The sequence below is a fragment of the Saccharothrix syringae genome, from assembly GCF_009498035.1.
Taxonomy (GTDB): Bacteria; Actinomycetota; Actinomycetes; order Mycobacteriales; family Pseudonocardiaceae; genus Actinosynnema; species Actinosynnema syringae.
Map to the genome: position 1 here is coordinate 6,570,225 of NZ_CP034550.1, position 12,391 is coordinate 6,582,615.

10 protein-coding genes are annotated in these 12,391 nt (G+C 72.5%); 1 reads left to right on the top strand and 9 read right to left on the bottom strand.

Annotated features, from left to right (window positions below; translation table 11 throughout):
• The first annotated feature begins 22 nt into the window (after nt 1-22).
• A complete protein-coding gene (locus EKG83_RS28045; RefSeq protein ID WP_033428894.1) occupies nt 23-706 on the top strand; it encodes a TetR/AcrR family transcriptional regulator in 684 nt (227 codons plus the stop codon).
• Nucleotides 707-730: 24 nt separating this feature from the next.
• Here EKG83_RS28045 and EKG83_RS28050 read toward each other — a convergent pair whose 3' ends face one another.
• The 9 genes from EKG83_RS28050 to EKG83_RS28090 all read right to left on the bottom strand — a co-directional run bounded on the left by EKG83_RS28050 (nt 731) and on the right by EKG83_RS28090 (nt 11,796).
• Nucleotides 731-2,269 (bottom strand): acyl-CoA carboxylase subunit beta, encoded by a 1,539-nt coding sequence (locus EKG83_RS28050; RefSeq protein WP_033428986.1) that lies wholly within the window; start codon nt 2,267-2,269, stop codon nt 731-733.
• A gap of 175 nt (nt 2,270-2,444) precedes the next feature.
• The gene (locus EKG83_RS28055; RefSeq protein WP_051764878.1) at nt 2,445-2,921 is read right to left on the bottom strand and encodes a flavin reductase family protein; all 477 of its coding nucleotides are present in this window, start codon (nt 2,919-2,921) and stop codon (nt 2,445-2,447) included.
• Nucleotides 2,922-3,011: 90 nt separating this feature from the next.
• Nucleotides 3,012-4,346, bottom strand: coding sequence for an ACP S-malonyltransferase (locus EKG83_RS28060; RefSeq protein WP_033428893.1), 1,335 nt, complete (start codon nt 4,344-4,346; stop codon nt 3,012-3,014).
• Complete coding sequence (locus tag EKG83_RS28065; protein ID WP_033428892.1) at nt 4,343-5,383, bottom strand: hypothetical protein; 1,041 nt, start codon at nt 5,381-5,383, stop codon at nt 4,343-4,345. Before EKG83_RS28065 ends, EKG83_RS28060 begins: the two co-directional genes overlap by 4 nt.
• Nucleotides 5,380-7,362, bottom strand: coding sequence for an ASPIC/UnbV domain-containing protein (locus EKG83_RS28070; protein ID WP_051764791.1), 1,983 nt, complete (start codon nt 7,360-7,362; stop codon nt 5,380-5,382). The genes EKG83_RS28065 and EKG83_RS28070 overlap by 4 nt, the downstream gene beginning before the upstream one ends.
• A 347-nt stretch (nt 7,363-7,709) precedes the next feature.
• The gene (locus EKG83_RS28075) at nt 7,710-8,456 is read right to left on the bottom strand and encodes an SDR family NAD(P)-dependent oxidoreductase (RefSeq protein WP_033428983.1); all 747 of its coding nucleotides are present in this window, start codon (nt 8,454-8,456) and stop codon (nt 7,710-7,712) included.
• 123 nt (nt 8,457-8,579) lie between these two features.
• Nucleotides 8,580-9,272, bottom strand: a complete 693-nt coding sequence (locus EKG83_RS28080) for a DUF899 domain-containing protein (RefSeq protein ID WP_033428891.1) — start codon at nt 9,270-9,272, stop codon at nt 8,580-8,582.
• A gap of 158 nt (nt 9,273-9,430) precedes the next feature.
• Complete coding sequence (locus EKG83_RS28085) at nt 9,431-10,969, bottom strand: AMP-binding protein (protein ID WP_033428890.1); 1,539 nt, start codon at nt 10,967-10,969, stop codon at nt 9,431-9,433.
• A complete protein-coding gene (locus EKG83_RS28090) occupies nt 10,966-11,796 on the bottom strand; it encodes a p-hydroxycinnamoyl CoA hydratase/lyase (RefSeq protein WP_033428889.1) in 831 nt (276 codons plus the stop codon). The genes EKG83_RS28085 and EKG83_RS28090 overlap by 4 nt, the downstream gene beginning before the upstream one ends.
• Between the last annotated feature and the right edge of the window lie 595 nt (nt 11,797-12,391).

Genomic DNA, 12,391 nt, shown 5'->3' on the forward strand with positions numbered 1-12,391 from the left:
GGCGTTGTGCAACACTGTCAAGGTGAGCCCGCGCAAGCTCGACCCCGAGATCCGCACCGCCCTGGTGGACATCGCGGCGCGGCTGCTGGCCGAGCACGGCGCCGAGGCGCTGTCCACGCGCAAGATCGCCGCCGAGGCCGGCACCTCGACCATGGCCGTCTACACCTACTTCGGCGGGATGAGCGGTCTGGTCCGGGAGATGGTCCACGAGGGGTTCGCGCGCCTGGAGCGCCAGTTCGCGCGCGTGCGGCGCACCGACGACCCGGTGGCGGACATGCTCGTGTTCGGCCACGCCTACCGGCACAACGCGAAGGCGAACTCCCACCTCTACGCGGTGATGTTCGGCGGCCAGTCGCTGGCCGGCTTCTCGCTCACCGAGGACGACCGCCAGTACGGCCGCTACACCCTCGTGGACGTCGTCGGGTGCGTCACCCGCTGCGTGGAGGCCGGGCGGTTCCGGCAGGCCGACCCGCTGCTGGTGGCCCACCAGATGTGGATCGCCACGCACGGCCTGGTGAACCTGGAGCTGGGCGGCTACCTGGTCGACCCGGTGGGTGCCGACCGCTGCTACGAGAACCTGCTCGGCAGCCTCGTCATCGGGGTCGGCGACACCGCGGAGGCGATGGCGCGGTCCACGGTCGCGGCGAACCGGCGCGTGCGCCGCGAGGTCACCAGCACCCCGGAAGCGGTCGGGCCCCGGCGCTGATCGCGCCGGGGCCCGGGTCCCGCGTCAGAGCGGGATGTTGCCGTGCTTGCGCCGGGGCGGCTCGCCGCGCTTGTCGCGCAGCACCGCCAGCCCCCGGGCCACCACCGCCCGCGTCTCCGCGGGGTCGATCACGTCGTCCACCAGGCCGCGCTCGGCGGCGTACTGCGGGTGCATCAGCGCCTCGGCGTACTCCGCCACCAGCTCGGCCCGCAGCGCGACCGGGTCGGCCGCCGCCGCCAGCTCCCGGCGGAACAGCACGTTCACCGCGCCGTCGGCGCCCATCACGGCCACCTCGTTGGTGGGCCAGGCGAACGACAGGTCCGTGCCGATGGAGCGCGAGTCCATCACGATGTACGCGCCGCCGTACGCCTTGCGCACGATCACCTGCACGCGCGGTACCGTGGCCTCACAGTAGGCGTAGAGCAGCTTCGCGCCGTGCCGGACGATGCCGCCGTACTCCTGCCCGGTGCCCGGCAGGAACCCCGGCACGTCCACCAGGGTCACCAGGGGGATGCCGAAGGCGTCGCAGAAGCGCACGAACCGGGCGGCCTTCTCCGCCGCCGGGATGTCCAGCACCCCGGCCAGCACGCTCGGCTGGTTGCCGACCACGCCGACCGTCTCGCCGTCGACCCGCCCGAACGCGCACACGACGTTGCGCGCCCAGTCCCGGTGCACCTCCAGGAACTCGCCGTCGTCGAGCAGCTCCTCGACCAGCAGCCGCACGTCGTAGGGCCGGTTCGGCTCCACCGGGACGATGCGGGCCAGTTCCGCCCGCAGGTCCTCGGTCGCGCCGCACGGCCCGGTGGACGGCGCGCGGTCGAGGTTGTTGGAGGGCAGCAGCGACAGCAGGAACCGGACCTCCTCCAGGCAGCTCTCCTCGTCGTCGCAGACGAACGCGGCCACGCCGGACCGCTCGCCGTGCACGGCCGCCCCGCCCAGCTCGTCGTGGGTCACCCGCTCGCCGTTGACCGCCTGCACCACGTCCGGCCCGGTCAGGTACATCTGCGCGGTGCCGCGGACCATGAAGGTGAAGTCGGCCAGCGCCGGCGAGTAGGCCGCGCCGCCCGCGCAGGGGCCGAGCACGACGCTGATCTGCGGCACGACGCCCGAGGCGGCGACGATGCGGCGGAAGATGCCCCCGTAGCCGTGCAGGGACATCACCCCCTCCTGGATGCGGGCGCCGCCGCTGTCGTTGAGGGAGATGATCGGGGACCCGGTGGCGAGGGCCAGGTCCATCACCTTGTGGATCTTGGCCGCGTGCGCCTCGCCGAGCGAGCCGCCGAAGACGGTGAAGTCCTGGGCGTAGACGAACACCCGGCGGCCGTCGACCGTGCCGCTGCCCGCGACCACGCCGTCGGTGTGCGGCCGGCCCGACAGGCGCATGCCGGTGCCCAGGTGGCGCCGGTACAGGTCGACCTCCACGAACGAGCCCTCGTCGAGCAGCAGGTCCAGGCGTTCGCGGGCGGTGCGCTTGCCCAGGGCGTGCTGGCGGCGCACGCCCTCCGGCCGGCCGGCCACGATGCCCGCGCGCAGCCTGGCGTGCTCCTCGCGCACCGAGTCCATCGTGCGCGGCGAGGCGGCGCCGGCCGCGGTCGCCCCGCCGTTGCCGTTGGCCCCGCCGTTGCCGTTGGCCGGGCGGGGCACCTCCACCGGCACGAAGTCCACCTCGGCACCGCCCCGGCCCGCGCCGGCGGTCCGCCCCGTCATCGCGCCACCACCCCGTCGGCCGCTCCGGTCGTCATGCGCGCGCACCTCCCGTGACCGGGGCCACCCGGCGGTAGCCGCCGCCGAAGAACAGCAGCGGCCCCGCGCCGGGCGCGGCGCCGGCGGCCAGCACCTCGCCGACGAAGATGGTGTGGTCGCCGCCCTCGTGGGCGTGGGTGAGCCGGCACTCCAGCCACGCCGACGCGCCACCCAGCAGCGGGGCGCCGGTGTGCGGGCCGGGCCGCCAGTCGACGCCGGTGAACTGGCCGGGGCCCCGCGGGCGCCGCCGGTCGGCGAAGTACCGGGCCGTCGACTCCTGGTCGGCGCCGAGGATGGACACCGCGAAGTGCCCGGCCCCGGTGATCGCCGAGTGCATGACGGCGGTGCGCGCCACGCAGCACATCACCAGCGGCGGGTCCAGCGACACCGAGCTGAAGGCGTTCGCCGTCATGCCGTGGGCGAACTCGCCGCCGGTGGTCAGCACGGTGATCCCGGTGGCGAACTCGCGCATCACCTCCCGCAGGCCCGGTGCGTGCCGGGTCGCCACGGGGGTCTCGCCGCGCGGCGCGGAACCGTTCTCGGTCACGATGCCCTCCTCGGGTCACCCGGCGGCGCTCGGGCGCACCGCCGGTCGGCAGCAGCTCTCGACCACGCGCTCCAGCCCGTCGTCGGCACGCGGCAGCCGGGTCCGCACCCGGCTCCACACCCGGCCCGCGAACAGGGCCGCGCCGTCGACGGGCGCGCCGAGCGCGAACGCGGCGGCGACGGCGGTGAGCAGCGGGACCGACGACGGGCCGTCGGTCTCGGTGGCCAGCGCCCTGGCCGCGGGGTCGATCTCGGCGACCAGGTCGGTGAGCGCGCGCCCCGGGCCCGCTTCGAGCACCAGGTCCGCGCCGGCGATCGCGCGGGCGGCGGCCTGGTGGAACCGGACCGGCGCGAGGACCTGGTCCCGCAGCAGGCCGCGCACGTCGGCGGCGCCCCCCACGGGGCGGGCGGTCACGGTGGAGACGACCTCCCGGGTCACCGGTGCGAACGCGACGCCGGCCAGCACCTCGGCCATGGCGTCGGCGGCGGCCCGCACGCGCGGCGTGTGGAAGGCGTGCGGCGCGTTCAGCCGGAACGCCGGCACGCCGTCGTCCAGCGCGGCGGCGCACACCCGGTCCAGGGCGTCGGCGGGGCCGGACAGCACGACCTGGTGCGGGCTGTGGAAGCCCGCGACCACCACGTCCCGCTCACCGCGGGCCAGGGCGGTCGCCCGCTCGGCCCCGGTGAGCAGGACGGCCATGCCGCCCGCGCCGTCGCCCGCGTCGTCCATCGCCCGGTCGCGGGCCGCGGCCAGCGCGAGCACCCGCTCGTCGTCCACCGCGCCGGCCCACGCGAACGCGGTGAACTCGCCCAGGCTGTGCCCGACCGCCACCTCCGCCCGCACGCCCAGGGACTCCAGCGCCCGCGCGGTCGCCAGCGAGGTGGCCACCACGCGGGCCTGGCCGTCCCGCCCGCCGGCGGCGCGCAGCACGTCGGCCGCCGCCGGGAAGCGGCCGACCGCGCCCGCGGACCCGCCGCGCGGGCCCCGCGCCGGGAACAGCAGGGCGATGCGCGGCGGCGTGGCGCGCCGGCCGAGGAACAGCCCCTCCTCCGGCCGGAACGCGTCGGTCTCCCCCGCGTCGACCAGCTCGGCGAGCCGGCGGAGCCGGGCACGGGCCTCCGCCGCCGTGGCGGCGACGACGGCCGCGCGGACCGGGTGGCCGGACAGCTCGGCGGCGAGCGAGCCGGCCAGGTCGGCCAGGCGGGCGCGGCCGGCGCCGGCGAGCAGCTCGGCCGGCCCGGTCAGCGCCGGGCGGAGCGACCCGTGGTCGGGCGCGTCGACCAGCAGCACCTCGGCGTCGGGCAGGTCGGTCGCGCCGGGCCGGTCCGCCGCCCTGGTCCGGGCGCTCATACCCGGACCACCCCGCTGCCGCTGTGCCCGTGCCCGGTGGGCCGGGCCGGGCCGGCGCCCACCCCCGCGCCGGCCGGTTCCCGCACCTGCCGGGACTTGCCGCGCAGGTGCGCCACCCACCAGCCCAGGCCGCGGATGAGGCACACGATCGCGGTGGCGAAGAACAGGGTGTAGACGACGTTGAAGACCATGAGGGTGCCGTAGACGAACGCCACGCCGCTGCCGAACATGAACTGGTTGAGCGGTTTGGTCGGCGTCGTGCCCGGATCGGTGATCATGTAGTTGGTGAACAGGACGAACGCGACGCCGGTCATCACGCCCAGCGCGTTGTACAGCGACACGTCCCAGATCCAGTGCCGGATGAACGCCTGGATGGCGAAGCCGCCCATCCAGCCCACGATCAGCGCGACCCGCTTGGTGAGCATGCCGTTGATCACGGTGCCCGCGGTCGCGATGATGATGGGGATCATCACGCGCCAGAAGTAGTTGGCCTCCTCGGTGAACTCGTAGGGCGGCGCGATGCTGATCCACGAGCCGAAGAACAGCAGCGCCATGGTGATGCCGAAGTTCGACGGGTTCATGTAGTGCCGCATCCGGCCCGCGATCGGGGCCTGGAGGACGTGCTTGGCCGCCACGCCGCAGAACACGCCGAACAGCACCGGCCACAGCTGGTTGTTGGCGTAGAGCAGCATGTTCACCGCGAGCGCGGTGATGTGCGCGGGCAGCAGGAACTCGTAGACGCCGCGGGCGCCGTTGCCGAGGAACCGGGGTGCCCGCCCGTGGGCCCAGGCGCTGACCACCTCCAGGGCGAGCTCGGTGAGGTAGCCGGTGAGCACGGCGACGAAGGGCCACAGCCACGGCTGCTCGAACCCGAGCAGGGTGTAGCCGAAGGTGTTGAAGACGCTGATGGAGATGGCGAAGTTGCGCAGCGCGACGTAGCGGGGGTCCAGCTTGGGCTTCTTCGGCGCGGGGATCGTCGGCGAGGCGGGGGGCGGTGCGCCCGCCCCCGCCCGGTCGGTGTTGGCGGTGACGCTCATCGGCCCGGAACCTCCTGTGCGGTGTCGGTCAGGACGAGGGTGCGGTCACCCTGGTCGAGCTGCGTGGTCTGCTCGTGCAGGGCGCCGTCGAGGTCGCGCCAGCAGAGCTTCGCGGTCACCGGCCCGGTGTAGTCGCCGAAGCCGAAGTGGACGTCGAAGCTGCGCTTGCCGCCGTGGCCACTGCCGCCGTCGAGCTGGGAGACCTGCTTGCGGCCGTCGGGCGTGGAGACCTCGACGGTGGCGCCGTAGACCGGCGTGCCCGGACCGGACAGGCCCGTCTCGGGGCCCTCCACCGGCCGGTACAGGTGCAGCGTCAGGTAACCGCCGCGGTCGGGCGCCTCGTTGGCGTAGAACGAGGGCGGACCCCACTGCCGGGCGATGGCGAGGTCGAGCGCGCCGGTGCGGTTGGTGTCGCCGATGGCGATGCCGCGGCTGGGGTGGTGCACGCCCAGGCCCACCTCGCCGGTGATGTTGACGAAGGTGTCGTGGTGGCGGCCCCGGGCGAAGAACGCGGGCGCCTCGTGGCCGGAGATGTCGTCGCCGGGCTGCATGTTGGGCCACATGGCCGGGTTGGACACCAGCATGTCGTTGGACATCGCCAGCTCCTGGAGCCAGGGCCAGCGGTCGATGTCGCCCTTGACGAAGCCCGTGGTCTGGACGACGTCGAGGTTGCCGGTGTTGGCGAAGTCGGCCATCTTGACGTCCCAGCCCCAGCCGGACCAGGCGGTGTTGAACTCCTGGGCGCGTTGGGTGAAGTCGGCCACGCCGCGGCTCATCGCCTCACCCATGCGATGCGGGCTGTCCGCGTCGTTGATCCACAGGAAGTGGCTCTCCTCCAGGCCCCAGGCGGTGCTGATGTTGCTGACGGCCATGTCGAAGCTGCCGTTGCGGTCCACGTCGCCGAAGTCGACGCCCATGCCCTTGAACGAGTCGTTGCCGACGACGAAGGACTTGGGCGTGGTCGGGGTGCGCTCGCCCTTGACGACGGAGAACTTGATCGCGTCCTCGGTGGAGGTGTTGTGCAGCATGAAGTCGTGGCCGAAGTCGTTGGCGATGTAGACCTCGGGCCGCCCGTCGCCGGTCATGTCGGCGTTGCTCAGGCCCAGGGTCCAGCCGTTCGCGGCCAGGTAGGGGATGGCGTCGGTCTCCGTCGAGTAGCTCGCCGTGGGCTCGTCGCCCGCGGTGCCGGCCTCCCAGCGCAGCACGTGGCTGCCGCCGCCGTTGAGGGCGCGCGAGAGGGAGTCGTTCATCTCCACGTTGTTCTGGCCCTGCGGGTCGAGCACGTCGGAGTCGGGGAAGTAGTTGCCGATGATGATGTCCGGCCGGCCGTTGCCCGCGAGGTCGCCGACGGTGACGGCGTTGGTGTGCCACTTGGGGCCGTGGTAGTCGCCGTCCACGGTCACCTGGGGCACCAGCTCCTGCGGCCGGTAGGAGTCGGGGGCGACCTCCCGGGCGCCGGCCTTGGCCAGGAACAGGACGGGGGTGCGGCCCCAGTAGGTGATCAGCAGGTCCGTGCGGCCGTCCACGTTGTAGTCGCCGGGCGTGCAGCCGGTGGGCGCCATCGCGCGTCCCATGGGCAGCGGCGCGGGGTCGAGCAGGAACGGGTCGAACCGGTCCTCCTGCGGCGCGTTGGGCGCGTAGGTGACGATCACCTCGTCGGTGCGCGGGTCGACGATGCACAGCGAGGTGGGCCGGCCGCTGCCGGTGAGGTCGTTGAGGGCGATGCCCGCGCCGACCGAGGACACCCAGCTGCGGATGCGGAAGTAGGCCGGGTTGACCTCGCGGATGTTCTTCATCTCGCGGTCCTCGTAGCCCGGGGGCAGCGCGATGGGCAGCTCCCGGAACTTGTACTGCGCGGCGATCTCGTCGCCGCCGGGCACCGCGACCGCGTTCTGCGACACCGTGAACAGCAGGGCGGCGACGAGGACCGCCACCACCCCCGGCACAAGCCTGCGCGTTCGTCCTGCGAATTCAGCCATGATCTCCCCGCCGACCGCCGTCGGGATCTTCTCCCGCGAGGCTCACTGGATTGGTAGCGACAAATGGTGTGCCGCGGTCACCGGGCCCGGTGTGTTCCCGTTCGGGCGTCGACCCGGGTCGACGGCGTGCACAGCCGGTCAACTCGGGAACCAGTATGGGAGTGGCCGTCGGCACGCCACTTCTCCCGACTTGCCGGAAAGGGGGTGGTCGGCCGGTCGGGAATTCGCTGGCGGGTCGGGCGGAAAGTCACCGGGGTTCGCGCATTCCGGTCGTCGCCGGGAAATCGGCGTCACGACGAAGGGGCGGGACCTCGTCGGAGGTCCCGCCCCTTCGTCGCGGCGGCGGATCAGGACAGGGCGTGCAGCCCGGTGCCGTTGAGCACGTAGGCGGGCGCAACGTCGACCGCGTCGGCCTGCACGAGGTCCACCACGGCCTTGCCGGTGATCTCCGGGGTGAGCAGCGGCGCGTGGTGGCGCAGGAAGTCGTCCACCTCCAGGCCCGCCCGGGCGGCGTACGCCTCGACCGCGGGCCGGCCGACGCCGGTCGACGGGGCGAACCGGGGCAGCACGGAGGTGAAGGTGATGTCCAGGCCGGCGGCGCGGGACTCGCCCTGGGCGTAGGCGGTGATGTAGCGCTGGGTGGCCTTGGCGCCGGCGTAGCCGCCGCTCAGGGGCGACCCGTCGGCGTTGAGGGCGGCGCCGCTGCTGAACACGACCACCCGGCTGCCCGGGCGCAGCGGCGTGAGCAGCACCTCGCGCAGCCAGTGGAACGCGATGCGCACGTCGCTCTCCCAGTTGGCGGAGAACGTCTCCCACGTCTGCTGCTGGAGGGGGCGCATGTGCGGGACGGAGCCCGCCACCACGACGATCACCTCCGGGGAGTGGCGGTCGAGGAGGTCGGCGGCGACCCTCGGGTCGCCCGCGTCGGCGATCTCGGTGCGCACGGAGCCCACGCCTGCGTCGGGGAACTCCGCCGGGGTCCGCGACACCGCGACCACCGGCGCTCCCGCCTGGGCCAGCGCGGTGGCGATGCCGTGACCCAGGCCGCGGCTCGCGCCGACGACGATCGCCGTCCTGCCGGACAGGTCGCTCATCATGTGTCCTCCAGCTCGTGGTGTTGCCGGTTCACGTGCCCGTCCGCCCGGGTCGGGCACCCCGGCGCGGGGGCAGGCGCCGGGGTGCCCGGGCAGCCCTCGGGGCCGCCGACCGGGGGTCGGTCACGACTGGTACCTGGTGCCGTTCCACCAGTTCTCACCCGGACCGGTCGCGCCCTCGACGTCGTAGCGGTCCTTGAAGCGCCACCAGTCCCAGGGGTGCTCCAACTGGTCCTCCTGGCGGCCGAGGTGCGTGATGTCCAGGTAGTTGTAGAAGTTCTTGAAGATGTCACCGCCCCGGTCGAAGATCGAGTAGGTGAAGTACACGTCGTCGCCCTCGCGGTAGAAGGCGCTGACGCCGGGCGACTCCCCCTGATCGGTGGTGACCTCGTAGTCGTAGTTGAAGTCGCTGCCGTAGGACGAGTACCACGGCATGGTCCAGCCCATCCTGGCCTTGAACGCCTGGAAGTCGGCCAGCGGCGCGCGGGAGACCATGGCGAAGGTGGTGTCCCTGGCCCACATGTGCGCCAGCTCGCCCACGCTGTCGGCCTGCATCGAGCACCCGATGCAGCCCTCCTCGGCGCCCGGGCTGTACATGTAGTGCCGGATGACGAGCTGCCGGCGGCCCTCGAACAGGTCGGGCAGCGTGAGGGTGCCCTGCGGCCCCTCGAAGAGGTACTCCTTCTCGACCTTCACCATCGGCAGGGCGCGCCGCTCGGCCGCGATCATGTCACGCGCCTTGGTGACTTCCTTCTCTTTCTCCAAAAGGGCTTTGCGGGCTTCCAGCCACTCCGCCCTGGAAACGACTCGGTTCATCGGATCTCCTCCTGGGTGCCGACGCGGTCGGCTCCGCCGATACCCGGAACATCGCCTGTGGACCCGGCTTTTCGAGGGCCGGCTTCCCGCCTTCCAGATTCCCCGCGCGCCGGGGTCCCCGCTTCTCCGAGGTTGGCCTCCCGCCCGGGAACGGGGGTTCAGGCGGCGGGGCGTTCTTTCAGGGTGCGGCGTTCGACCTTGCCGACCGGGGTGCGCGGGATGCGGTCGACGAATTCGATCCGCCGGATCTTCTGGTAGGGCGCGACGCGGCCGGCGACGAACGCCATCAGCTCCTCGGGGGTGACGGGCTCGCGGGCCACGACGAAGCCCTTGGGCACCTCGCCGGCCTCCTCGTCGGGCACGCCGACCACGGCGGCGTCGGCGACCTTGGGGTGGGACAGGAGCACGGCCTCCAGCTCGACCGGCGACACCTGCTGGCCGTTGTACTTGATCAGCTCTTTGATGCGGTCGACGAGGAACAGCTCGCCGTCGTCGTCGACGTGGCCCAGGTCGCCGGTGCGCAGGAACCCGTCGGGTTCCAGCACCGCCCGGGTGGCCTCCTCGGCGCCGAGGTAGCCCTTCATCACCTGGGGTCCCCGGATCAGCACCTCGCCGTCGCGGTGGGGCCCCAGTTCCTCGCGGGTGTCGACGTCGACGACCTTGCACTCGACGCCGGGCGCGGGGCGGCCGACCGAGGCGGGCACGGCCGGCACCCGGTCCTGCATGAACGAGACCATGGACTCGGTGAGGCCGTAGCCCTGGGCGATGTCGCAGCCCACGCGCCGCCGGACCAGCTCGGCGATGGCCGGGTCGAGCGCGGCGCCGCCGGAGACGATCGAGCGCAGCGAGGACAGGTCGTAGCGGTCGACCAGCGGGCTGCGGGCCAGCAGGACCGCCATCGTGGGCACGATGTAGAGGTGGGTGATCCGGTGGTCCTGGATCGCCTTGAGGAACGCCTCGGGGTCGAAGCGCCGCATGGTGACCATGGTCGAGCCCTGGACGAGGCCGGCGTTCATCATCATGGTCAGCCCGAAGGCGTGGTGGAACGGCGGCACGGCCAGCACCCGGGCGCCCTCGCCGTGGGGGGCGACGAGGCTGGTCAGGAGCGCCTTGGCGATCATGTTGCGGTGGGTGAGCACGACGGCCTTGGGGTGGCCGGTGCTGCCGCTGGAGTGCAGCAGGGCGGCGGTGTCCTCGGCGGGGTCGACCTCCGGTTCGGGCAGCGGGCCGTCGACCGCCAGCGCGGCGAACGGGGTCGCGCCGGCGGCCTCGCCGAGCACGAGGACCTCCTCGACCGGGGTGCGGCGGGCCAGCTCCAGCGCCTTGTCCACCTCGGCGGGCACGGTCACCACCAGTCGCGCGCCGGCCTCGGTGAGGCGACCGGCGAGGTCGTCGGCGGTGTCGAGCGGGTTGAGCACGACCACGGCGCCGCCGGCCGCGACGGCCGCGTGCACCACGACCGGGTAGTCGGGCACGTTGGGCGCGAGCACGGCGAGCACGTCGCCCTTGCCGAAGCCGCGGGCGCTCAGCCCGGCGGCGGCGCGGCGCACGGCCGTCACCAGTTCGGCGTAGGTGTGACCGCCGCCGTGGTCGACGTCGACGATCGCGACCGCGTCGCCGTGCCGCCGGGCCCGTTCCAGCACGAAGGCGGTCAGCGTGGTGTCGGGGATCTCGACGGGCGGGCCGGTGACGATCACGGCGTCACGTCCGCTTCGGCGCGCTTGTAGGTGCTCAGGCCGGGCTGGTAGCTGCGCTTCTCGAACTGCCTGAGCGCGACGTTGATCCACTCGTTGCCGCTGAGCCGGGACAGCTCCCACAGCTTGGCCTGGTCGTAGTCGATGGCGGCGGGCAGGTCCAGCTCCGTGGTGCGCTCGTAGACCTGCTTGGCCAGGTGCAGCGTGACCGGGTTCTTGTTGACGATCTTGGCGACCAGGCGGTCGGTCTCGGCGTCCAGCTCGGCCGCGGGCACCGCCTTGTTGACCAGGCCGTGCTGCTCCGCCTCGCGGCCGGTCATGGTGTCGCCGGTGAGGATGTAGTAGAGCGCCTGCTTGCGGGCCAGGTTGTGGGTGGCGGCCCAGGTGGCGCCGCCCGCCGGGAAGATGCCGAAGTTGATCTCGGACAGGCCGAACAGCGCGGTCTCGTCCGCGACCGCGAGGTCGCACAGCCCGGTCACCAGGAACCCGCCGCCGAACGCGAAGCCGTTGACCTTGGCGATGGTCACCGCCGGGAACGCCTTGAGGCGCTGGAACCACTTCAGGGCCACCAGGTTGGTCCGGTAGAACAGCTGCGGGTCGTCGAAGGGCCGCAGGAAGCACTCCTCCAGGTCCATGCCGGAGCTGAAGCTGTTGCCGGTGCCGGTGATGACGACGGCCTTGACGCCGCCGTCCTCCTCGATGCGGTCCAGGACGGTGTTCATGTCCCGGTGCATCTGCGGGTTCATCGCGTTCTTCTTGTCCGGGCGATTCAGGTGAACGACGGCTTTCGGGCCCTCGATCTCCAGGTTGACGGTTTCCAATGTGATCATCTTTGCCCCACTTCCGGTCGGACGGAGTGCACGAGCGGCGGCACGAGGATCACATGATCGACAATGGTGCGGCTTCTCACTCCGTGCCTTGCCGGAGCACCGCCGCGGGGGCCCGACCACGGCAAGCCGGGAGTATGCGGGGGGACTCGCGAAGCCGGACAATGCCCCGCTCCGAACCCTTTTGCAAAGGTAACTGATGCCACTTTGAAACCACCCGGGCAGCGCAGGGCAGTACGCCCGTACGTTGGCAGCAGTGCAGTGCCGGCACGACCTCCGGGAAGCGGGGCGCCAATGCCGCAACCACCTTCTGTATCGACGCCGAACAGCGACGACGCCGATTCGAATTACCTGATCGGAGCACCGGTTCACCCCGGTCAATTGCGCCGGCGAGCGTGAGCAAGTCTGGAGTAGCAGCACCCCCGAGCGCTCTGCAAAAATTTTGTCGTTCGCCTGCCGGAGATGGCCGACCGAATCGGGGACGAGGTTGACTGCCCTGCGACTGCCGCGAAGCAGAATCCCGGCGACCACCCGGTCGCAGCCGTAGTCGACCGCACCTTCCCGGTCGAGGCGCGGGTCGACGCCGATCGGGCGGTGT

Coding starts and splice junctions, on each gene's coding strand:
- EKG83_RS28065 (WP_033428892.1), bottom strand. CDS start 5,383: ATGAGCGTCACCGCCAACACCGACCGGGCGGGGGCGGGCGCACCGCCC.
- EKG83_RS28050 (WP_033428986.1), bottom strand. CDS start 2,269: ATGGACTCGGTGCGCGAGGAGCACGCCAGGCTGCGCGCGGGCATCGTG.
- EKG83_RS28060 (WP_033428893.1), bottom strand. CDS start 4,346: ATGAGCGCCCGGACCAGGGCGGCGGACCGGCCCGGCGCGACCGACCTG.
- EKG83_RS28090 (WP_033428889.1), bottom strand. CDS start 11,796: ATGATCACATTGGAAACCGTCAACCTGGAGATCGAGGGCCCGAAAGCC.
- EKG83_RS28080 (WP_033428891.1), bottom strand. CDS start 9,272: ATGAACCGAGTCGTTTCCAGGGCGGAGTGGCTGGAAGCCCGCAAAGCC.
- EKG83_RS28055 (WP_051764878.1), bottom strand. CDS start 2,921: ATGCGCGAGTTCGCCACCGGGATCACCGTGCTGACCACCGGCGGCGAG.
- EKG83_RS28070 (WP_051764791.1), bottom strand. CDS start 7,362: ATGGCTGAATTCGCAGGACGAACGCGCAGGCTTGTGCCGGGGGTGGTG.
- EKG83_RS28075 (WP_033428983.1), bottom strand. CDS start 8,456: ATGAGCGACCTGTCCGGCAGGACGGCGATCGTCGTCGGCGCGAGCCGC.